This is a genomic window from Streptomyces tubbatahanensis (assembly GCF_022699385.1).
In the GTDB taxonomy this organism is placed as follows: Bacteria; Actinomycetota; Actinomycetes; order Streptomycetales; family Streptomycetaceae; genus Streptomyces; species Streptomyces diacarni.
In genome coordinates, this window is sequence record NZ_CP093846.1 from 2,289,381 (window position 1) to 2,310,214 (window position 20,834).

General features: G+C 71.4%; 21 protein-coding genes. 8 read left to right on the top strand and 13 right to left on the bottom strand.

Going from position 1 to position 20,834, the window contains the following annotated elements; genetic code table 11:
* Positions 1-216: 216 nt before the first annotated feature.
* On the bottom strand, positions 217-1,245 hold the full coding sequence (locus MMF93_RS09845) for a CPBP family intramembrane glutamic endopeptidase (protein ID WP_242750810.1): 1,029 nt from the start codon (positions 1,243-1,245) through the stop codon (positions 217-219).
* Positions 1,246-1,299: 54 nt separating this feature from the next.
* Entirely contained in the window at positions 1,300-2,004 is a 705-nt protein-coding gene (locus tag MMF93_RS09850; protein WP_242750811.1) for a response regulator, read from the bottom strand.
* A gap of 847 nt (positions 2,005-2,851) precedes the next feature.
* Between MMF93_RS09850 and MMF93_RS09855 the strand changes: the two genes are divergently transcribed.
* On the top strand, positions 2,852-4,045 hold the full coding sequence (locus tag MMF93_RS09855; protein ID WP_242750812.1) for a sensor histidine kinase: 1,194 nt from the start codon (positions 2,852-2,854) through the stop codon (positions 4,043-4,045).
* 429 nt (positions 4,046-4,474) lie between these two features.
* Here MMF93_RS09855 and MMF93_RS09860 read toward each other — a convergent pair whose 3' ends face one another.
* Positions 4,475-5,215, bottom strand: a complete 741-nt coding sequence (locus tag MMF93_RS09860) for an SDR family oxidoreductase (RefSeq protein ID WP_242750813.1) — start codon at positions 5,213-5,215, stop codon at positions 4,475-4,477.
* 144 nt (positions 5,216-5,359) lie between these two features.
* Between MMF93_RS09860 and MMF93_RS09865 the strand changes: the two genes are divergently transcribed.
* On the top strand, positions 5,360-5,932 hold the full coding sequence (locus MMF93_RS09865; protein ID WP_242750814.1) for a TetR/AcrR family transcriptional regulator: 573 nt from the start codon (positions 5,360-5,362) through the stop codon (positions 5,930-5,932).
* 312 nt (positions 5,933-6,244) lie between these two features.
* On the opposite strand, the gene MMF93_RS09870 is transcribed toward MMF93_RS09865, so the two are convergent.
* The 3 genes from MMF93_RS09870 to MMF93_RS09880 all read right to left on the bottom strand — a co-directional run bounded on the left by MMF93_RS09870 (position 6,245) and on the right by MMF93_RS09880 (position 9,091).
* Positions 6,245-6,946 (bottom strand): hypothetical protein, encoded by a 702-nt coding sequence (locus tag MMF93_RS09870; protein ID WP_242750815.1) that lies wholly within the window; start codon positions 6,944-6,946, stop codon positions 6,245-6,247.
* 42 nt (positions 6,947-6,988) lie between these two features.
* Complete coding sequence (locus tag MMF93_RS09875) at positions 6,989-7,357, bottom strand: DUF4190 domain-containing protein (RefSeq protein WP_242750816.1); 369 nt, start codon at positions 7,355-7,357, stop codon at positions 6,989-6,991.
* Positions 7,358-7,588: 231 nt separating this feature from the next.
* Positions 7,589-9,091 carry a SulP family inorganic anion transporter gene (locus MMF93_RS09880; RefSeq protein ID WP_242750817.1) on the bottom strand — a complete coding sequence of 501 codons (1,503 nt, stop codon included), beginning with the start codon at positions 9,089-9,091 and terminating at the stop codon, positions 7,589-7,591.
* A gap of 411 nt (positions 9,092-9,502) precedes the next feature.
* Here MMF93_RS09880 and MMF93_RS09885 point away from each other — a divergent pair, with 411 nt between their 5' ends.
* Positions 9,503-9,904: a MerR family transcriptional regulator gene (locus MMF93_RS09885; protein WP_242750818.1), complete on the top strand. Its 402-nt coding sequence runs from the start codon at positions 9,503-9,505 to the stop codon at positions 9,902-9,904.
* 298 nt (positions 9,905-10,202) lie between these two features.
* On the opposite strand, the gene MMF93_RS09890 is transcribed toward MMF93_RS09885, so the two are convergent.
* The 6 genes from MMF93_RS09890 to MMF93_RS09915 all read right to left on the bottom strand — a co-directional run bounded on the left by MMF93_RS09890 (position 10,203) and on the right by MMF93_RS09915 (position 14,897).
* On the bottom strand, positions 10,203-10,619 hold the full coding sequence (locus MMF93_RS09890; protein ID WP_242750819.1) for a Dabb family protein: 417 nt from the start codon (positions 10,617-10,619) through the stop codon (positions 10,203-10,205).
* Positions 10,620-10,903: 284 nt separating this feature from the next.
* The gene (locus tag MMF93_RS09895; protein WP_423835391.1) at positions 10,904-11,497 is read right to left on the bottom strand and encodes a TetR/AcrR family transcriptional regulator; all 594 of its coding nucleotides are present in this window, start codon (positions 11,495-11,497) and stop codon (positions 10,904-10,906) included.
* Positions 11,498-11,539: 42 nt separating this feature from the next.
* A complete protein-coding gene (locus MMF93_RS09900) occupies positions 11,540-12,397 on the bottom strand; it encodes a class I SAM-dependent methyltransferase (RefSeq protein WP_242750821.1) in 858 nt (285 codons plus the stop codon).
* A 93-nt stretch (positions 12,398-12,490) separates the two neighbouring features.
* Positions 12,491-12,901: a nitroreductase/quinone reductase family protein gene (locus MMF93_RS09905; protein ID WP_242750822.1), complete on the bottom strand. Its 411-nt coding sequence runs from the start codon at positions 12,899-12,901 to the stop codon at positions 12,491-12,493.
* Between the two features lie 242 nt (positions 12,902-13,143).
* On the bottom strand, positions 13,144-13,941 hold the full coding sequence (gene erm / locus MMF93_RS09910; RefSeq protein ID WP_242750823.1) for a 23S ribosomal RNA methyltransferase Erm: 798 nt from the start codon (positions 13,939-13,941) through the stop codon (positions 13,144-13,146).
* A 413-nt stretch (positions 13,942-14,354) separates the two neighbouring features.
* Positions 14,355-14,897, bottom strand: coding sequence for a hypothetical protein (locus MMF93_RS09915; protein WP_242750824.1), 543 nt, complete (start codon positions 14,895-14,897; stop codon positions 14,355-14,357).
* Between the two features lie 243 nt (positions 14,898-15,140).
* On the opposite strand from MMF93_RS09915, the gene MMF93_RS09920 reads away from it, so the two are divergent.
* Both MMF93_RS09920 and MMF93_RS09925 read left to right on the top strand, forming a co-directional pair.
* On the top strand, positions 15,141-15,344 hold the full coding sequence (locus MMF93_RS09920; protein WP_242750825.1) for a hypothetical protein: 204 nt from the start codon (positions 15,141-15,143) through the stop codon (positions 15,342-15,344).
* 160 nt (positions 15,345-15,504) lie between these two features.
* Positions 15,505-16,881, top strand: a complete 1,377-nt coding sequence (locus tag MMF93_RS09925) for a radical SAM protein (protein ID WP_242757429.1) — start codon at positions 15,505-15,507, stop codon at positions 16,879-16,881.
* Positions 16,882-17,008: 127 nt separating this feature from the next.
* Here MMF93_RS09925 and MMF93_RS09930 read toward each other — a convergent pair whose 3' ends face one another.
* Positions 17,009-17,527 (bottom strand): DinB family protein, encoded by a 519-nt coding sequence (locus MMF93_RS09930; protein ID WP_242750826.1) that lies wholly within the window; start codon positions 17,525-17,527, stop codon positions 17,009-17,011.
* 144 nt (positions 17,528-17,671) lie between these two features.
* On the opposite strand from MMF93_RS09930, the gene MMF93_RS09935 reads away from it, so the two are divergent.
* The 3 genes from MMF93_RS09935 to eda all read left to right on the top strand — a co-directional run bounded on the left by MMF93_RS09935 (position 17,672) and on the right by eda (position 20,831).
* On the top strand, positions 17,672-19,192 hold the full coding sequence (locus tag MMF93_RS09935) for an FAD-binding oxidoreductase (RefSeq protein WP_242750827.1): 1,521 nt from the start codon (positions 17,672-17,674) through the stop codon (positions 19,190-19,192).
* 135 nt (positions 19,193-19,327) lie between these two features.
* Positions 19,328-20,128: a peroxide stress protein YaaA gene (yaaA, locus tag MMF93_RS09940; RefSeq protein WP_242750828.1), complete on the top strand. Its 801-nt coding sequence runs from the start codon at positions 19,328-19,330 to the stop codon at positions 20,126-20,128.
* A gap of 70 nt (positions 20,129-20,198) precedes the next feature.
* Entirely contained in the window at positions 20,199-20,831 is a 633-nt protein-coding gene (eda, locus tag MMF93_RS09945; RefSeq protein WP_242750829.1) for a bifunctional 4-hydroxy-2-oxoglutarate aldolase/2-dehydro-3-deoxy-phosphogluconate aldolase, read from the top strand.
* Positions 20,832-20,834: the final 3 nt, after the last annotated feature.

Sequence of the window (20,834 nt, forward strand, 5' to 3'; positions counted from 1 at the left end):
AAAGGTCCTGACGGACTTCCTCCACACCTACACCTACACCTACACCTGCCACCGATGCGACACCGTCTACGGCACGGCCGGTTCAGTCCCGCCCAGGGGTCGTCGTCAGGAGTCCTCAGGCACGCTCGTGATGGTCGTCCAGAACGGACGAGGGTGACTTCCCAGGTCGTGGACCTGGGGAGTCACCCTCGTCCGTCAGCTGAGCATGTTCCGTGATCAGGCAGCCGTCCCGGAGGTGGCGGCGGAGCGGATCCGGCGCCGGGTGTGGAGGTGTCCACGCCGCTTCGCCAGGCGCAGGAACACGATGGTGGGGATGGAGCACACGAAGATGGCAACCACACTGGCCTCGGGGCCGACGCCGCCGCCGGTGAGCGCATCGGAGCCGGACAGCACTCCGTGGAGCAGGCCGGTCTGGCCGTTCGCGTTGCCCGAAACACTCACACCGAAGATGCCGCCCTCGGCGAAGTTCCAGCCCAGGTGCAGGCCGATGGGCAGCCACAGGGTTCGGGTAGCCGCATAAGCGGCACCGAGCATCAGGCCCGCCTCGATGGCGATGGCCAGAGCACCCCACACCGTGGTGTGGGCGTTGAGCAGGTGAATCGTCCCGAACAGCAGACCCGAAGTGATCAACGCGCCCCACGTGCCGGTGAGTTCCTCCAAGAGGCGGAAGACGACGCCGCGGAAGAGGAGTTCTTCGGTGAGCGCGACTCCCGCCATCGTCGCGAAGACGGCCAGAGCACCACTGACGGACACCCCGCCCTCGGTGCCGTAGCTCCCGAACAGGGCAATCACCACGAGGGTGAAGGCGAAGAGGACGACACCGACGAGAGTACCGTCACGCAATGTCGCGCCGGCCACGGCAGGATCCAGTTCCGACACCGGCCGCTGCTCCAGCAGCCGTACGCTCTTCGCGTAGAGCACGAGCGCGCCCAAGACGACAACCGCGCCGCCGGGCACGGCCAGGACCGCGCTGTCCCCCGCCATTGCCCGTATCCCGGCAGCGAGGGCGATCACCACCAGAAACAGAGCGGCCATCACCGCCAGCCTCACCCAAGCGGACCGCACCCGGCGCGACGCCCCGGTGAACGGTGCCTGGGAGAACAGGTTCTTCAACGACCTCAGCGACTGCGCGTTCCTGAACGACATGCCCATCCTCTTCTGCCGGCGCCGGCGGCCGGTCGCCGCCGCGTTGACAGGAACGCTATGGGCGCGGGCTGCCGCGCATCGTCGCCCTGTGGGGGACATCCGGGATAGCTCTCATGGGGGATGCCACGCCGGGCCGGACGCCTGCCGAGCCGGTCAGCCAGGGACGGTGACCAGGCCGATTCGGTGGGCCAACACCACCGCCTGGACACGGTCACGGAGATCGAGCTTGGTCAGGATGCGGGACACGTAGGTCTTGACCGTCTCGCGGCTGATGACCATCTGTTCGGCGATCTCGGCGTTCGACAGACCTTCGGCGACGAGTTTCAGGACTTCGGTCTCGCGAGGTGTCAAAGCGGACAGCGCCTCTGTCGCGGCAGGCTTACGGGGTTGACTGATCCGGTCCGCGAACCTGCCGACGAGTTGCCGGGTGACAGCGGGAGCCAGGAGGGACTCACCCGCGGCGATCGTCCGGACCCCGTGCACCAAGGCGGACGGCGATGAATCCTTGAGCAGGAACCCGCTCGCACCGGCCCGCAGGGCCTCGTACACGTATTCGTCCACATTGAACGTCGTGACCACCAGGACCTTCACCGGCGCCGCGACGTCAGGACCGGCCAGCAGCCGCGTCGCCTCGATCCCGTCCAGGCCGGGCATCCGGATGTCCATCACCACCACATCGGGACACAGCCACCTGGCGGTCTCCACCGCCGACCTGCCGTCTCCTGCTTCTCCCACCACCTCGAGATCCGGTTGTGCCGAGAAGATGGTGACGTAGCCGGCACGCACGAGCTCCTGGTCCTCACAAACCAGAACCCGGGTCGGCGCTCCCGCACCGGATTCGGGTCTGAGCTCGGTCACGCCTGCTCCCCAGAAGCCATCGAGGCACCGGCACCAGCACCGGCACCGAAGCCGCCGTTCCGCGGACTGTCGGCCGACAGCCCGGCACCGAAGAACGCCCTCGCCCGATCGGGCATCCCGACCACAGCACGCCCGACTCCAGGGCCAGTAGGTGCGAACCGGGTGGAAGTCGCCGCGGCGGGGGCGTCTTCCATGGTCACGCCGGCCTCCGTCTTCTGGTGACTGACGTGCCGACGGACAGGCGTCCGATGTACCGGAGCGTGGTCGCACACGTTGATCAGCGTCCTCCACACCAGCCTGAATGCAGTCAATTCCACCGCCGAGCCATAGGCCACCACTCTCCCTCATGCTCTCCTCCATTACCAGCGGAAGCAGCCCCTGACCTTCGTGGACGTGGACGAACTCCGGGGTCGCCCGGGCAGCCTGCCGCAGGGAGTCGTCACTGTCCTCGTCCTCTCCATGGCCCCGGTACGGAGGCGCCTCGGATCGGCGCGACACGAAAGCCACGCGGCCGAACCGGCACGGATCGTCACCGCACAGTGGGCACTTTCCGGGGACGACACCCCACGCGCGGTACCGGAACTGTCCACTCACGGGGGATGCCGACGGCACCGTACGCGCATACCTTCGACGGGCACCTGTCCGTGTCCTCTTCCACCGTGGCCGCCTGTACCGCGTCACGGCCCAACCCGTAGGAACACCAGTGAGAGCCGTGAAATCCGAGAACACCGACAGCACGCCGTCTCCGGAACCGGACGCCACAGCCGGCTCACCCGGTCCGACCGCGCCCCGCGGCCTCGCCTTTCTTTCGCGCGCGACGGCGGCATGCACCGGGTCGTGGCGGGCCGTGACCGCGTGGTGGGGCGGGCGCCCGCGTGACGCGCGGGACCGGGAACTGGCGCTCGTGATCGCCGTGCTCTCCTTCGTCGAACCGCTGGCGGGCGTCGGCGCGCGGTTCGGCGACCTGTCACCCCGGCACGCACCCGCGCTCGCGATCCTGCTGACGCTCGGACAGACACTGCCGCTGGCCTTGCGCACCAGCCGCCCCGCGCTCTGCCTCCTGCTCGTGAGCCTCTGCTTCGGAGTGCACCAGTCGCTGGGGTTGCCGCAGACGTTCGGCAGTACGGGGCTCTACCTCGCGTTGTACTCGGTGGGCGCGCACGCGGAGCGCGGGCGGCGGTTGCTCGTAGCGCCCACCGTGGTGGGGTACGGCGTTTTCTGCGTTGTCCTGCACGCGCTCGGATCGCCGCAGCAACTGCCGGACTACGTCGTCATCGGGCTCGTGCTGGCCACCGTCTGGGCCGCAGGCAGCGTCGTCCGGGGCCGCCGGGCGACCGAGGCCGAGCGGCGGCGCCTCGCAGCGTTGGCCGCCACAGCGGCGGAACGGAGCCGCTTGGCACAGGAGTTGCACGACGTGGTCACCCACCATGTGACGGCGATGGTGGTGCAGTCCGACGCGGCACCGTTCCTCGTCACCTCCCCGGAACGGGTGACCGAGGCGCTCGCCGCCATCAGCGGGACCGGGCGGCGCGCGCTGGCCGAACTCCGGTACCTGCTCGGTGTGCTGGAGGCCACGGGCGAGTCCGCGTCGGACGAGTCCGCGTCGGGCAGACGCGCACCTGCCGGTGGGGATCTGCGCGACCTGGTCAACCAGACCTGCATGAGCGGGCAGCCCGCTGAACTGGTGGAAAAAGGCGAACGAGTACCACTGCCGGCCGGCGCCGACCTGTCCGTGTACCGGCTCGTACAGGAATCGCTCACCAACGCCGTGAAGTACGCACCCGGGCGGCCCACCCGCATCACGGTCGGCTACAGCGGCGACCACGTCGAGGTCGAGGTCGCCAACGAGGGCCCCGATCGCGGGGACGCCCCCTGTGACGACTCACCCGCGGCACCCAGGCCGGGGCACGTGTCCGGAGGCCGGGGTCTGGGCGGGCTCCGGGCACGTGTCGACATGCTCGGCGGTGAGTTCGCCGCGGGCCCGCGCGCCGACGGGGGCTTCTCTGTCCGCGCCCGTATCCCCATCAGAGGCGGTACGTAACCCTTGCACCTTCTTCACTTGCCTCGCCTCGGCCGGTTGGGAGACAGCCGAGTACGACAGCGACTCGTAGTCGGCGCGCAAGCCCTCGCGTGCGCGGGCGCTGTGGGCGTCGATGCGGACCGGGAACATGCTTTCCTCGATGACCGTCAGCCGTATCTCGTACGCCTTGCCGATACGGCAAAGCGTACGCCGAGCCCGGTCTGGTCCTCATCACCGACTGCCATCCGGAGACCTCGCCTTGCGGCCCACCCGCCGGCAGAGACGTCAGCTTCTACGGAGGGCCGGCGAGGAAACCGTGATCTTAGGGGCTTCGTCCGCTGGTCCGCGGCCTCGGAGCACGCCGATCCCCTCGCCGCGCATCAGCCGGACCACATCCCCCACCAACGCCATCCGGCACTACGCACACCGGGCCCGCAGCCCGGCTCGCCACTATGAGGCTTGCACGGTGGGGCGGACGACGATCTCGCTGACATCGACGCCGTCGGGTTGTTCGATGGCGTAGCCGATGGCAGAGGCAATCGCCGAGGGCGGCATGGCGATCTCGTCCCGCTGCCGGATCATCGGGGCCGCGGCTTCAAGACCGGCTCCCTTGCCGATGCCTTCGGTGTTGGTGAAGCCGGGTGAGACGAGGGTGACACGCAGGTCGGGTCCCGACTCCTGACGTAGGCCCTCGGTAAGCACCTTCACCGCCGTTTTGGTGGCCGCGTAGACCGTCTGAGGGGGTTTGACGACATAGGCCGCAGTGGAGCCGACATTGACGAACTGGCCGAAGCGCTGCCGCCGGAAGACAGGCAGAGCAGCCCCGATGCCGTTGAGTAGGCCCGTGATATGGGTGGAGACCATGGCGTCCCAGTCATCCTGGCGCAGGTCGTCAAACGGCGAGACGGCCATCGTGCCTGCGTTGGAGACGAGGACGTCGAGTCGACCGTACTGATGGAGGGCTGTCTCAGTCAGGCGCTGGAGGTCTCCGCGGCGTGTGACGTCGGCGATGACGCCGGTGGCGGTGCCGCCCTTCGCCGTGATGCCGTCCACGACGGCATCCAGTCGGTCCTCGCGCCGGGCTCCGAGCACGAGCTGGGCGCCCTTTCCGGCGAGGTAGGCCGCGGTTGCCTCACCGATGCCGCTGCTGGCACCTGTGATCGCGATGACTTTGCCCTGGATGCCCGTCATGATCGGCTTCCCTTCTCGGGGTGCGCGCAGGTCGGCGCAGTGACCTACAGTGAAACCGGAGGGTTCCCCAGTTAGGGCACATTAAGTGGGGGCGTACCCGGTTAGCAAGTTCGGAGGACTTCGAAGAGAGGATGGCGAGCGCCGATGACCGACGGAACGCTGCGGCCGCTGCGGGCTGACGCACGGCGGAACAGGGAGAAGATCCTTACAGCGGCCGTACGCGTCTTCACGGCAGAAGGGCTGGATGCGCACCTGGAACGCATCGCCAAGGAGGCAGGCGTGGGCAGTGCGACCCTGTACCGCAACTTCCCCACCCGGGAGGCCCTGATCGAGGCGGTCTACCGCAACGAGGTGGCCCACTTGTGCGATGCCGCCCCCACTCTGCTTGCGCAGAAGCCGCCGGCAGAGGCCCTGCACGCGTGGACACTACTGTTCCTGGACTACGTCACCGCCAAGTACGGCATGGTCGACGCACTGCGCGCCATCGCCGCGGCGGGAAGCAATCCTTATGGTCACAGCAGGGGAATGATCCAGGCCGCCATTACCTCACTCATGGACGCTTGCACGGCCGCCGGGGCGATCCGCACTGATATCCAGCCCACCGACATCGGCGCTGCCCTGGAAGGCATCGCCCTCACCTCGGCGGGTGCCGAACACCGACAGCAAGCGGAGCGCCTGCTCGCCCTCACCCTGGACGGCCTCACGGTCCGCCCGTGAGGGCTCAAGCGTAGGTCCGCTCCCTCACCGCGGGGCCCCGCACGGTCATTCCTCGCTGGCGTCGTCCTCGTCCAGCTTCGGCGCCTCCGGGTCGCGCAGCGGGCACAGGGCGCCGGCGGCCGGGCACATGACATCCTGCGGATGCAACGGCGAATCGACGCGGAATTCCCTATACACCCGCAAGTTAGCGTCGGTCGGCAGCCCGCCTCCCCGTCGATACCGCATGCTTCACCCTGCAAGGGATTCTGGCCTGCGTCGGAGGCTCTTTCGCAGACAGGCGACAACACGCGGTAGACGCCGAGGACGTCGGTGTCATCCCTGTTGCAGGACCGCCAGTGCGAACGCGAGGCGGCGCTCCAGCCACCTCGCCTGCGGCACGTACAACGTGCTGCCCTGGGTGTCCCCGGCCGTCAACACGGCCTCCTCGTCGGCATGCCAGGTGACGGGCTTCCTCGGGCGTGCGGTGCTGGTGTCGTCTGCCGCGTCTCCGTAGAGCACGGAGTCGACGACGCTGGTGGCCAGGCCGCTCGCACCTCGCACCGCGGCGTCCCGGCCGCGGGCCGCGATCTGTCTGGCGCTGCCTTTGGCCCAGTGGTAGCGGGCCACGACGTCGGGGTGCCCCGGCTGCCGCAGCCACCAGCCGTGCTGCACCGCCCGCTTGGCGGCCGGGGTGCGGCAGACCAGGCCGAGTTCCCGGCCGGCCTGGTCCCGTACCTGATACCGCTCACCGTTCCTGCCGCCGCTCGCGGACGCGACGGTGCACAACAGCTCTCCGGTCTCCGTCGCGTCGTACAGCTCGTACGACCGGACCTCCGGGTCCCGCTGTTCGATGAACGCGGCGGCGGCGAAGTACCGCGCCCCGTCGAGCGTCACCGGCATACGCACCGCACGGCGCCCGATCAGTTTCTTCCGCCGGGGCGCGGACGGGCGCACCACCTCGCCGACCGTGAAGCCGCCTTCGGTGTCCCACCGCACCGGGAGGACCGGCGGGTCCTCCTTCTTCCTGCCGAACACTCCGGTCTCCTCCCCGCGCCTCGCGCCCCGAGGGCGGAACGCTCAGCTCAGGGCCCCGGACAGCACGGCGAATCCGGCAAGCACACCGACGACCACCAGCGCCACAAGGACCGCGTACAGCAGGCACACCCAGCCTGTCACGATCGCGGCGAGTGCCCACCAACGGCCGGGCAGGCTCTGCCGCTTGGCACGCCGACGCGCCACGTGCCCCGAGACGACCGCCGTCAGCGCGGACAGCGTCACGAAGGCGAACCAGCCGATCGTCGCCGGAATGTAGAAGCTCACGCCCGAGGCCCACAGGCTGCCGCTCGCCACGATGACTGCCGCGAGGGCAGCCCCCACGCTGACCCCGGCGGCCCGGTTCTCCGGCGCCGTCCGTACCTCTTCCCCGATTTCCCCCGTCTCGATCACGGCGGAGAGCTTAACAACGCGGGCATGCACCCGACGTGTATGCCCTGGCGAAGTCCGGTGGCTGCTGGGCCGTGTCGAAGAGGCCGGCGTACAGGGCGCGGCCCAGGCCGTCGGCGGCGCCGGACAGGCCCCGGGCTGCCGACGGGAGAGGACACCACGCAGCGCCCTGCGGGCTGTTCCCTCCGAGCTGTTTCCTCCGGGTTGTGATCGCCTTCGCGCCGTCCCGGGCCCTCAGTGGCTGCCGGTCAGTTGTCCTGCCAGGCGGCGGCGCATGTCGGCGCTGGGCTCGTTCAGGCCGACGAGGGTGACCTTCTTGCCGCGCTCCGCGTACTTGGTCTCCACCGCGTCCAGCGCGGCAACGGAGGAGGCGTCCCAGATGTGCGCGTCGGAGAGGTCGATGACGACGTCGTCCGGGTCGCCCTTGTAGTCGAACTGGTAGACGAGGTCGTTGGAGGAGGCGAAGAACAGTTCGCCGGTGACGGCGTAGACGACCTGCTTGCCCTCCGGGTCGACGACACCGGAGACCTCGGCGAGGTGGGCGACACGCCTGGCGAAGATCACCATGGCGGTGACCGAGCCGACGACGACACCGATGGCGAGGTTGTGGGTCGCGACCACGACGATGACCGTGATCACCATGACCGCGATCTCACCCACCGGCATCCGCCTGAGCGTCTTCGGCTGGATGGAGTGCCAGTCGAACGTGCCGACGGAGACCAGGATCATGACGGCGACGAGGGCGGCCATGGGGATGTCGGAGACGACGGGGCCGAAGGCGATGCACAGGACGAGGAGGAAGGCGCCGGCCAGGAAGGTGGACAGGCGGGTGCGCGCGCCGGACGTCTTCACGTTGATCATGGTCTGGCCGATCATGGCGCAGCCGCCCATGCCGCCGAAGAAGCCGGTGACGATGTTGGCGACGCCCTGCCCGATCGACTCGCGGGTCTTGTTGGAGTGCGTGTCGGTGATGTCGTCGACCAGCTTGGCCGTCATCAGCGACTCCATGAGCCCGACCAGCGCGAAGGCGAGCGCGTAAGGCGCGATGACGGTCAGCGTGTGCCAGGTGAACGGCACGTCCGGGACGCCGGGGACCGGCAGGGAGCCGGGGAGCTTGCCCTTGTCGCCCACGGTCGGCACGGCGATACCCGCGGCGAGGGTGACGACGGTGAGGACGACGATCGAGACCAGGGGCGCCGGAACGACCTTGGTGACCTTCGGGAAGAGGATCATCAGCACCAGGCCCGCGGCGATCAGCGGGTAGACGGGCCACGGCACGTCGCTCATCTCCGGCACCTGCGCCATGAAGATCATGATGGCCAGCGCGTTGACGAACCCCACCATGACGCTGCGCGGAACGAAACGCATCAGCTTGGCGACGCCGAGCGAGCCGAGGATCATCTGGAAGGCGCCGCCGAGGAGGACGGTGGCGATCAGATAGCCCAGCCCGTACTCGTGGTTGAGCGGCGCCACGACCAGAGCGACCGCCCCCGTCGCCGCCGAGATCATGGCCTTGCGGCCACCCACGAAGGAGATCACCACGGCCATGGTGCAGGCCGCGTACAGGCCGACCTTCGGATCGACCCCGGCGATGATCGAGAAGGAGATCGCCTCGGGGATCAGCGCGAGGGCGACCACCAGACCGCCCAGCACCTCGGTGCGCAACACCCGGGGAGAGGCGAGCCATTCGGGCTTGGACAGGCGCAGCTGGGAGGCCGCGGACAGCGGTGAGGACATGCAACCGTTTCTGCTCGGGCGTGACGTCCATGCCGCGGACGCACACGCGTCGTACTGGCTCCGTGAGGAGTGGGACCGCCTCGGCGGCCCCCCGGCCGCCCCGCGGGGCCTGCCGGGCCGGGCCGGCAACCGGGCGGTTGCCGATCGGGCATCATTGCCCGGAAGACCTGGTGCCGCCGGGACCAGGTACAAGGCCCTCGCTGCGGCGGGATCGCCTCCGCCCCGTGCTGGACAGCGGAGGCGCAACGTCGAAACTCTACCCTGACGTAAGGGAAGAGTGCGACTGGTGATCCAGGAATGAGAGGCGAAATCGGCCCGACATCCGGTGATACGCCTCACGGCATCAGGGCCTCATGACACGTTCGAACCAGGCGGACGACAGAGCGGACGACAGAAGGAGAAGGCAGGCCGATGGGTGAGCGGCAGATGCAGATCGGCGAGGTCGCCGAGCGGACCGGCTTGTCGCTGCGCACCATCCGCCACTACGAGGAAGTCGACCTCGTCGTCCCCTCCGCCCGGAGCAAGGGCGGCTTCCGGCTCTACACGGAGGCCGACGTGGAGCGCCTGATGGTCATTCGGCGGATGAAACCGCTGGACTTCTCCCTGGAGGAGATGCGCGACCTGCTCCAGATCACCGACCGGATCGCCGCCACGCAGGATCCGCCCTCGGACGAGGAGCGGGAGCGGCTCAGGGAGCGCCTCGACGCCTACCGCAAGGTGGCCGACGCCCGGTGCGAGACCCTGCGGGCCCGGCTGGAGATGGCCCAGGACTTCGCCGCGACGCTGCGCCACCGACTGGGAGCGGGCGGCTGACACCCGGCGAAGCGCTGACGGCGCGGTCCCGAGGTCGGGACGATGCCGCACCGCCATGGAGGTGACGGATTGGATGGTCTCACCCCGGAAGGGAACAGCGCGGCGTCGCAAGCGGCGTTACCGGTCGTGGCGTCGTCGTCCGAGTCGTTCCCGCTCGGCAACTGAGAATCAGAGGAGCCCCGTGAGACCTCCTTGAGCTTCTTGGCCTCCCAGCCCGCACCCAGGCCCACCGGGGCGGAGGACGGTGTCCCGTCTGCTCGCCCCGACGCGGGCCGGGTGTGGGCCGGGCGGGGTGGGGTCAGGCGCCGTGGGGGCCGGGTGCCGCGCTGCCCGTGTACGCGCTGAGTTCCGAGACGAGCCGGGTCAGATCAGGGTCGGCGTCGAAGCGGCGCTGGTGCAGGGCGGCGATCTGCCGGCCGACCTCCGGGTCCGTGTCGTCCGTGAGGTCGAACGACACGAACTTGTCCACCAGCGGCAGACCGATCTCGTCCGTGCGACGGTGGGCGGGGTGCATCAAGTACTCCCGGTAGCCGTCGAGATCGTCCAGCTGGAAGGTGGCACCCCACTCGTACGCACCGCCGTGGTCACGGCCGACGAGGAACGACCGTACGGAGGGGATGACCTCGCCCTGGTGGCGCAGACTGGCCAGGGCCTCTTCGAGCTGGTGCGGCGCGGTGCCGGGCTTGATGGTGAAGCGGACGCAGTGGTGGATCATTAGGGTTGTTTCCTTCCGGGTGTGTACATCGGCCGGTTGTTCCGGTGGGTGTGGTTCCGCCGTCGTCTGTGGATTCCGTGTCCGTCTTCCGTGTTCCGTCTTCCGCGTTCGTCTTCGTCCTCTCGATTCGTGTTGTGTGTGGTTGACCACTCACTCCTGTGACCGAAAAAAGAGCCGCGGAGCGCGGCGGGCCATGGCATCAGGGACGGCCGGGAGGCCGGCGGAACCAGCCAGGGCCGGTCGGCCGGCCGCGACGCCGCGGTCGGCCCCCTGCGAGCGGAACCTCAGTAGTGGCGGAGCCCGTCGGACAGTGTGCGCGCCCACGGCGCGTCGACCTCGTGCGCGTCCGTGGCGACGACGAGATGACAGAGCATGCCCACGGCGAAGAAGCGCTGGACGTCGGCTTCCGGTGCGCCGGACACACCTCGCACGTACTCGACCAGCCGCGCGTAGCCGGTGCGCACCACCTCGCGAATGGCCGGCTCAGCCGCGGCCGCGCACTGGGCGTGCAGCTGGAGCAGCAGCAGGTCACGGTCCGCGATGAGCTGGGCGTACGCGTCACCCATCGCGTCCAGAACTTCCCGTGGCCCGCTCCCCCGCGCGGCGGCGGCCCCGTCGCCGAGGCTCTCGCGGATATGGGCGAAGCAGTGCTCGACGACCGCGACGAACAGGGCCTCCTTGTCGGGGAAGAGCCGGTAGACGTAGGCCTGCGAGATGCCGGCGCGCTTCGCCACGTCCGTGGTCGTGGTGCCGAAGTATCCCCGGTCTGCGAAGGCGCTGACCGCCGTCCGGAGGACGGTCCTCCGTCGTTCGTCGGCGGTCGAAAGCTGTCGCTGAGGCGCGGGAGTGGGCATGTGAGTAATAAACCACTCACACATTGGACTGTCAACCGCTGCCATCGGCGGCAGCGGTCGCTCACGTCAGGTGGTGGCCAGCAGCCAGTCCTCCCCACTGGAGGGGCGGAGGCCGTCGGTGCGCCCGGTGAAGTAGCGCTCGGCGAGCGCGGCTCCCGGCAGGTGCCGTGCCTGGGCGAGGCCCGCCTCGCGGGCCAGTGCGAGCATCTCGGGCGGGGTGTAGAAGCTGACGAACGGCGTCCCCGACGCCTGAGCCCCCTCTTTGCTCGTCCGGAGACCCGGGCGGTCTTCGCCGTCGAGCAGGTCGGCCGGCAGCATGAAGGTCATGGCGAGCGTCGAGCCCGGCGCGAGATCGGCGACCCGGCGCAGGGTGGCCGAGGTCGTGTCCTTGGTGAGGTAGACGGTGACGCCGGTGGAGACGACGACCGCCGGGCTGGAGGCGTCGAAGCCGGCCGCGACCAGTTTCTCCAGCCAGCCCTCGCCCGCCTCGAAGTCGACCGGCACCAGGTGCAGCCGGTCGGGGACGCCGTAGCCCAGTTCGGCCAGGCGGCGGCGCTTCCACGCCTGGGTGCCGGGCTGGTCGATCTCGAAGATCCGCAGGCGGGCGGCGAGTTCCGGCCTGCGCTGCGCGAAGGTGTCGAGGCCCGCTCCCAGGACGACGTACTGGCTCACGCCCCGGTCGGCCTGCTCGGCGACCAGGTCCTCGACGAAGCGGGCGCGCGCCACGATGGATGCCCTGAACCCGCTGGTGGCCTGCGGATCCATGTCAGGACGGGATTGCCAGTCGTCTCCGGGAGCGGCCAACCGCAGGCCGATCTCGTCCTCGACCACGTGCGGGGGCGCGTCGACCCGCAGGTGCAGCGCCCGCCAGAGCGCGGTCCGCACCGCGGTGTTGTCGGGCACCCGCGTCGGCTCGTGCGCCATCCGGTTCCTCCTCCTGCCGAAGCCGCACCACGCGTGCGCTTCCGTCTGCCGTGCGGTCTTCCTCCGTGTGTGCCGATGCGCCGTGCTCCGCGCTCAGTCGCCGTCGAGGTCCACCCTGACCGTCAGCAGCTGCGTGCCCACTGCGCGGACCACGGCGCTGTTGAGCAGCGGCAGGGATCGGAGCCGGGCGCGCGCGTCGTCGTCCGGGAGGGGGTGGGCCGTACCCGCATACCAGCGGCCCCGCACCCTGACCCGGACGCGCGGATCGGCCCGGATGTTGCGGACGTACTGCGCCGCCTCGCCGTGCTCTGCCACCAGCCAGAACCGGTCACCCATGCGGCGCCCGCCGAGCGGCGTACGGCGCGGGCGGCCGGAGACGCGGCCTGTGGTCTCCAGGAGCACCTGCCCCGGCAGCCGCGTGGTGAGCGGGTTGACGACATACCTTTGGAGCGCCGTGACGGCGCGGAACTTCCGTCCGCCGCCGCGGCCTTGCGCGTTCGCCATGCTGCCCCTGCCCGCCCTTCCGTCGCCGTACGTCCTGAGGTGAGCGGCCCCGCCGCGCTGCCGGCGGGGCCTTCCGTCCACACGCAGCCAGCATGATGGATACGGAGAAGACGAGTCTCGCACCGGGCACTGACAACGGTCCGGAGAAGCCAGGGCGCCCTCATGGTCCGCGGCGGAAAGCTGTGGTCCGGCCGTGGTCCGGCCTCCGGGCCGCGTTGCTCCGGGCACCCCTGCGTGGCGCCTCAGGAGCACTCCTGAGCCAGCCGGAAGAGTTCCGCCCACTGCGGGGCCGTCAGCGACTTGGGGAGGGCCGAGGGGGACAGGCCCTGGCGGCGCAGCCACGGGACGGTCCGCCGCCGGGGCAGGCCGCGTGTGGCGAGCGGCAGGATCTCGGCCAGGCCGCGGCCCCGGCCGGTGAAGACCCGGTGGACGAAGTCCTGGTAACGCAGGCGCGCGCCGGCCGCCAGCAGCGGCTCGGGGCGGCGGGTGACGGTCATCAGGCCGCCGTCGACCCCCGGCCTGGGCCTGAAGGCCCCCGCGGGAACGCGCTCGGCCAGCCGGAAGTCGTACCAGGGCCACCACTGGGCCGTCATCATCGTCGCCCCGCCCACGCCGGCGCGCCGCCGCGCGACCTCCCACTGGACGAGGAGGACGGCGTCCGTCCAGCCGGGTGCGTGCAGGATGTGGCGGAACATGGCGGTGGTCCGGTGGAAGGGGAGGTTGCCGACCAGGACGTGCGGGGTGCGGGGTGCCTTCCAGCGCAGGAAGTCGGCCTGGCGCACGGCGGTGGCGTCCGTCACTCGCCGGCGGAGCCGGGTGGCCGTGCGGCCGTCCACCTCCAGGACGGTCAGCGGCCGGCCGAGCCGCTCCAGCGGCACCGTCAGCGCGCCGTCGCCGCCGCCGATCTCGACGACAGGGCCTCGGGTGCGGGCGACGAGGGAGACGATCCGCCGGATCGTCGCGGGGTCGGTGAGGAAGTTCTGGCCGAGTTCGTGGCGGCCGTCGTGGAAGGTCGTGTGTCGTGTGCTGTGCCTGGGCACGGGAACTCCGCGGCTTCGGAAGGGAAGCCGGGCAGCACGAAGAGCCGCCCGGCGCTGACGCGCTGGAGCGGCGGAGCTTCTCGCTGGGAGAGACGGCCGCCGCTACGGGCGGCGGGGGCGCGTCATGGCGGCGCACGCGGCGCAGGCGCAGGCCGCGAAGGCGCAGGAGCAGGCACTCATGGCGCGCACTCTAGGCGGCGCGCTCGGGAGCGCCAACCGCATTACCCGGCCGGACCGGGCGGGGGCTGACCGCCCGGCCGGGCCGGACGGGGGCTGACCGTGCCGTACCGGGTCGGTACGTTGCCGTGCCCGACCGGGGCACACGGGAAGGGCGCGGCTCCCACGTTGGCCGCGCCCTTCGTCCGTGGTGGCTGCCCTCGCGGCGCAGCCTGGCCCGCACGGGCCGAGCGTGCTCACATGGCGAACATGCGGCCCATGCTCTGCGGGCTCAGGAGGCTTCCCGTCTCGGTGCCGTCGACGGGGCGCACGGTCTCGCGCATGTCCTGCGGCCGCCCCTGCCCTTCGCCGTCCACCCGTCCCTGCTGCTGCGGCCCGGCCTGCTGCGGCCTGGTCTGCTCGACCTGCTGGGGCCCGGCCTGCTCGGGCCGGGCCTGGTCCGGCCCGCCCGGCTGCTGGGGTCCGGCCTGTTCCCGAGCGCTCTGCTGCTCAGGCCCCATCGGCCGCTGGGGCTCCATCTGCTGCTGGGGCCCGCCCGGCTGCTGGGGCCGCAGCTCCTGCTGGGGCGCACCCTGGTGCTGAGGCCCCGTCTCCTGCGAGGGGCGCATCTCCTGCCGCGGCCCACTCTGCTCGTGCGGCCGCAGCCCGTGGGAGTGGGGGGCGCCGCGGCCGTGGTCGCGGCCGCCCTCGTGCGCGGGGCAGGCTGCGGCCGTTCCCGCTGCGGCGAGCAGCACGGTGGCGGTCAGTGCGGCGGTGGCGAGCGCGGTGCGCTTGAGCATGGGGTGCCTTTCTCGTGTGCGCGGCGGCCAGACCCGGTGACGGGGCGTGGCGTCCACCCGGACGGGCGGATCCGGACACGTGCGGGCTGCCCGGGGTGTGGTCGGGCCATTCGGGATGTATGCGCACTTCACTCGATATACCGGCGCCGAGGTGAGGCGTGCTGACGCCCCCGGGCCCGGGAGCCGAGGGCGCGGGGAGCCGGAAGAGGTGCGGGGCGTTGGCCTGGGCTGCACGCTGGGGGTATGACTCCACCGATCGTCGTACACCCTCCGTCCGCCACCGGGGGACGGAAGGTGACCGCCCACGCGGAGAGCCTCGGGTTCGCGCACCGTTCCGAAGACGTGGTCGAGTTCCTGCGCCGCGCGGGGCTCGACCCCGCCGACATCCAGCTCGACGACCCGAACCTGATCGAGTGGCGCGGCGGCGGCCCCGACGTGTGGGAGTGAGCGGGACGGCGGCCCGAGCACGTGTGGGAGTGGGCGCCCGAAACCGAACCAAGAGGGCAGGTGTGCGGCTCATTCGGACGCGGGAGTACCGTCGGGTACGCCCCCGGGCCGCGAAGTGAGGAGCCGATCGCACATGCCGCCAACGCCCACTCCCCTGCCGATGCCGTCCCGCCTGCCCTCGGGCAGGCCCCCGCACGAGCAGGAGCAAGGCAACAGGACCGCCCTGATCGAGGACCTGATGCAGCGCTTCGAGCACATCCCGCGGGAGGCCGTGCTCAAGGAGGACCTGCTCCGCGGCGGGATGGCCTTCGACGACTCGGCGCTCAGCGACACCACCGACGAGGCCACCGGCGAGGTGAAGCCGAAGTCGTACTTCATCTTCTCCTTCGACCACCGCACCCTGCCCGAGCTGGGTGAGGCCGCGCTGCGCCGCCCGCCGGAGGAGGTCGTGCTGACGGGCGGTCCCTACGATCTGCGCCGCACCGTCGTCTCCGTACGGGTGAACCCGGACTCGCCGTACCGCGTGAAGGCGGGCGAGGACGGCGCTCTCGGGCTGTACCTGGACGGGAAGCGGATCGCGGATGTCGGGCTGCCGCCGATGCCGGACTACTACCGGCACGCGCTGGCGAACGGGAAGTCCGTGATGGAGGTGGCGCCGACCATCCAGTGGGGCTACCTGATCTACCTGACCGTCTTCCGGGTGTGCCAGTACTTCGGCGCCAAGGAGGAGTGCCAGTACTGCGACATCAACCACAACTGGCGGCAGCACAAGGCGGCCGGGCGCCCCTACACGGGCGTCAAGCCGGTCGAGGAGGTGCTGGAGGCGCTCCAGATCATCTCAGACCACGACTCCCTCGGCGCCTCGCGGGCTTACACCCTCACCGGCGGCTCGATCACCTCCAAGGTGCAGGGCATGGACGAGGCGGACTTCTACGGCCGGTACGCCAAGGCCATCGAGGAGCGCTTCCCGGGGCGCTGGACGGGCAAGGTGGTGGCCCAGGCGCTGCCCAAGGAGGACGTGCAGCGCTTCCACGACTACGGCATCAGCATCTACCACCCCAACTTCGAGGTGTGGGACAAGCGGCTGTTCGAGCTGTACTGCCCCGGCAAGGAGCGCTACGTCGGCCGTGAGGAGTGGCACCGCCGCATCCTCGACTCGGCGGACGTCTTCGGCCCGCGCAACGTGATCCCGAACTTCGTCGCGGGGGTCGAGATGGCGGCTCCGTACGGCTTCGGCTCGGTGGACGAGGCGATCGCCTCCACGACCGAGGGCCTGGACTTCTTCATGTCCAACGGCATCACCCCGCGCTTCACCACCTGGTGCCCGGAGCCGACCACGCCGCTGGGCAAGACGAACCCGATGGGTGCGCCGCTGGAGTACCACATCAGGCTGCTGGACGCCTACCGCAGCGCGATGCAGCGGCACGGGCTGTCCTCGCCGCCCGGATACGGTCCCGCGGGCGCGGGCCGTGCGGTCTTCTCCGTCAGCTCGTTCATGGACACGCTCCCGGCGGAGGAGGGCGCGCCCGTAGCGTAAGGCGTTCCCCGCGCCCCGGAGGGGCGCGGGGAACGGCGCGACAAGCCACACCCCACCCGGCAGCCCGCACACTGCGAGCGGTGTCACTCCCTGCCGGAGCAAGCCCGAAAGGCCCAGCGCCTAGCGTCTAGCGCCCCGTCGCTCCGTCGGTCTGCTCGCGGAGGATGTCGGCGTGGCCCGCGTGGCGGCCGGTCTCCTCGATCATGTGGACGAGGAGCCAGCGCATCGTCGGGCCTTCCGCCCCCGCGCGCAGCGAGCGCGCGCCGCGGCGGCCGAGGTCGTCGCAGGAGGCGATGACCTCGTCCGAGGCGCGGATCGCCTCCTGGTAGGCGGCGATCAGCGCCTCGCCGGTCTCCCCCGCCTCCGGCGGCGCGTCGTCGTCCAGGGGCTGTTCACCGCCGTCGCCCGCGTAGCCCCACACGAACCAGTTGTGCTCGACCCGGGTCAGGTGCTTGACGAGGCCCAGCAGGCTGGTGCCCGACGGCACGCCCGGCGCGAGGCCGACCTCGTCGGTGAGCCCGGCGGCCTTCGCGATCACCGCCTCCCGCATATATCCGAGGAAGGCCGTCAGCGTCTCCCTCTCGCCGCCCTCCGCCTGGGGCGGCCCTACATCTCCACGCGCGGAAAACCCGGTCACATCAGTCATGCGCCCGACTGTAACCACAATTGGCTGGCGGGCGCCCCCGCCTGCTGGTTGGCTACGGTGATGACTCCCCCGCACCCGCCCCTTCCCGTGGCCGGCACGAGTGGTGAGGCGGGGCGGCCACCGGGGGGAGTCGGGGGCGCGGGTGTGGCACGGGGGCACGGCGCGCGCGGGGGCGGCACACGCGGGTCCGTCGGCCCGGAGCGGCTCGGCGAGGCGACGTGGGCGGCGCTCGGCGCGGGCATGGACGGCACGTTGCTGCGCCCTGGGGACCGGGACTTCACCGCCGCGCGCAAGCTGGCCAACCCGCGCTTCGACGCGGTCCGTCCGGCCGCCGTGGCCTACTGCGCGGGCCCCGGGGACGTCGCCGAGTGCCTGGCGTTCGCCCGCAGGTTCGGGGTGCCGGTGGCCGTCCGCAGCGGCGGGCACTCGTCCGCGGGCTGGTCCACGGGCTCGGGCAGGCTCGTCGTCGACGTGCAGAAGATGGCGGAGGTCAGCGCGTCGGGGCGCAGCGCCACGGTCGGCGCCGGGGCGAAACTGCTGGACGTGCACGCCGAGTTGGCCTCGCACAAGCGGACCATACCGGCCGCCGCCGCGCCGACGGTGGGGATCTCGGGGCTGGCGCTGGGCGGCGGGATCGGGGTCGTGGCGCGCGCCTACGGGCTGACGTGCGACAGCCTCACCGGGGCGACGCTCGTCACGGCCGACGGGCAGGAGCGCCGGGTGGCCGAGGACGGGGACGCCGAGCTGTTCTGGGCGCTGCGCGGCGCGGGGAACGGCCAGTTCGGCGTCGTCACCTCGCTGGAGTTCCGCACCCATGTGGCGCCCTCCTGCCTCACGTTCTTCCTGACATGGCCTTGGGAGCACGCGGCCGACGTGGTGCGCGAGTGGCAGCGGTGGGCGCCCGTGGCGCCGGAGGAGATCTGGGCGAACCTGCACCTGTCGGCTCCGGCCGGCGGCCGCCCCGGCAGCGTGCGGGTCTCGGGCCTGTCGCTCGGGGCCCGCCGCGAGCTGGAGAACCACCTCGACCGGCTGGTGGGCCGCGCCCGCAGCCCGCGTCGCGGTCCGCGGACGCAGGGGATGCCGGCGGACCTCTCGCTGCGGCGGCACTCGTTCCTGGACGCCGTCAAGGTGCTGGGCGGCGTCTCGGGGTGGACCCTGGCGCAGGCACACCAGCGGGGCACGCTGCCCGGCCGCAGGAAGCGCGGCAGGGTGCCCCGCCAGTCGTACGCGGTGCGCTCGGACTTCTGCACCCGCCCCCTGCCGCCCGAGGGCATCCGCGCGCTCGTCGCACGCGTCGAGCAGCTGGTCCGGCTGCGCGGCGACGGGTCGGGCAGCGTCACGCTGCACGCGCTGGGCGGCGCGGTGGAGCGGCCGCGCCCTGACGCCACCGCGTTCGTGCACCGCGACGCGCGGTTTCTGGCGCAGTACGCGGCCGGCTGGCAGGAGACCGCGGGCGCCGAGACGGTGGCGGGTCTCCGCGGCTGGCTGGACGCCACGCACGCGGCGATGCGGCCATGGGCCAGCGGCTTCGCCTACCAGAACCATCCGGACCCGGCGCTGCGCGACTGGCGGCACGCCTACTACGGCAGCAACGCCGAGCGGCTGGCCAAGATCAAGGCCATGCACGACCCCGACCGGCTCTTCTCCTTACCGCAGGCGCTGTGAGCCCCACGCCTCTCCTTACCGCGAGCAGCGTGAGCCTCGCACGCCCGGCGGCGCACGGTTCCGTACGCTGGCTCTCACACCGTCACCCCGCTTCCGGACCTTGGCCCGGGAGCGCCCCGGACAAGGAGAAGTGCCGTGCTCGTGCTGTTGCCGCCGTCAGAAGGGAAGGCCGAGGGCGGGCAGGAGGGCCCGCTGGAGTTGGCCTCGCTCTCCCTTCCCGCGCTGACGCCGGCCCGCGAGACGGTGCTGGAGGAGCTGGTGGCGCTCTGCCGGGCGGACGAGGAGAAGGCCCGGGAGGTGCTCGGGCTCAGCGAGGGACTGCGCGGCGAGATCGCCAAGAACGCGGGGCTGTTCACGGCGCCCACCAGGCCGGCGGGCGAGCTGTACACCGGGGTGCTCTACGACGCGCTGGACCTTGGCGGTCTCAGCGCCGCGGCCGCCCGCCGTGCCGCACGGTCGCTGCTGGTCTTCTCCGCGCTGTGGGGCGCGGTGGGCACCGGGGACCGCATCCCCTCCTACCGGCTCTCGGGCGGCGTGAAGCTGCCCGGCACGGGGCCGCTGGGCCGCTACTGGCGCGGGCCGTTGGAGTCGGCGCTGCCGCAGGCCGCCGGTGAGGGCCTGGTGCTCGACCTGCGCTCGTCGGCGTACGCCGCGATGTGGAAGCCCAAGGGCGACACGGCGCGGCGGACGGCCACCGTGCGGGTGTTGCAGTCGAAGACCGTGGACGGTGTGGAGAAGCGGTCGGTCGTCAGCCACTTCAACAAGGCGACGAAGGGCCGCCTGGTGCGGGCGCTGCTGGAGGAGGGCGCAGAGCCGCGGACCCCGCAGGAGCTGGCCGACGCGCTGCGCGACCTCGGCTATGTGGTGGAGGGCCCGCAGGGCGAACCCAGGCCGGGGGCTTCGAGCGCGCTCGACGTGGTGGTGACGGAGCTGTAGTGGAAGGCTCCCGTTGCAGGGGGCGCAACGCCTGTTGCGCGGCGTGCGCGAGGAGGGGCAGCATACGCGTATGAGCAGCCCCGCCACGTCCTCCGTCCTCGATCTCGCCCCCGTCATCCCCGTCGTCGTGCTGGACGACGTCGAGGACGCCGTGCCCCTCGCCCGGGCGCTCGTGGCGGGCGGGCTGCCCGCGATCGAGGTGACGCTGCGCACCCCGGCGGCGCCCGCGGCGATCCGGGCGATCGCCGAGGCCGTCCCCGAAGCCGTCGTCGGCGCGGGGACCGTGCTCGGACCGGACAACGTGCGCGAGGCGGTGGAGGCGGGCGCCCGCTTCCTGGTCAGCCCCGGGTGGACGGACACGCTGCTGGAGGCCATGCGCGCCTCCGGGGTGCCGTTCCTGCCGGGCGTCTCGACGACCTCCGAGGTCGTCGCCCTCCTGGAGCGCGGCGTGCGGGAGATGAAGTTCTTCCCCGCCGAGGCGGCGGGCGGCACCGCCTACCTCAAGTCGCTGGCCTCGCCCCTCCCCCAGGCCCGCTTCTGCCCCACGGGCGGCGTCTCGGCCGCCAACGCGGGCTCGTACCTCGCCCTGCCCAACGTCGCCTGCGTGGGCGGCACCTGGATGCTCCCGGGGGACGCTCTCGCCGCCAAGGACTGGGACCGCGTCGAGGCGCTGGCGGCGCAGGCCGCGACGGCGGGCCGCTGACCC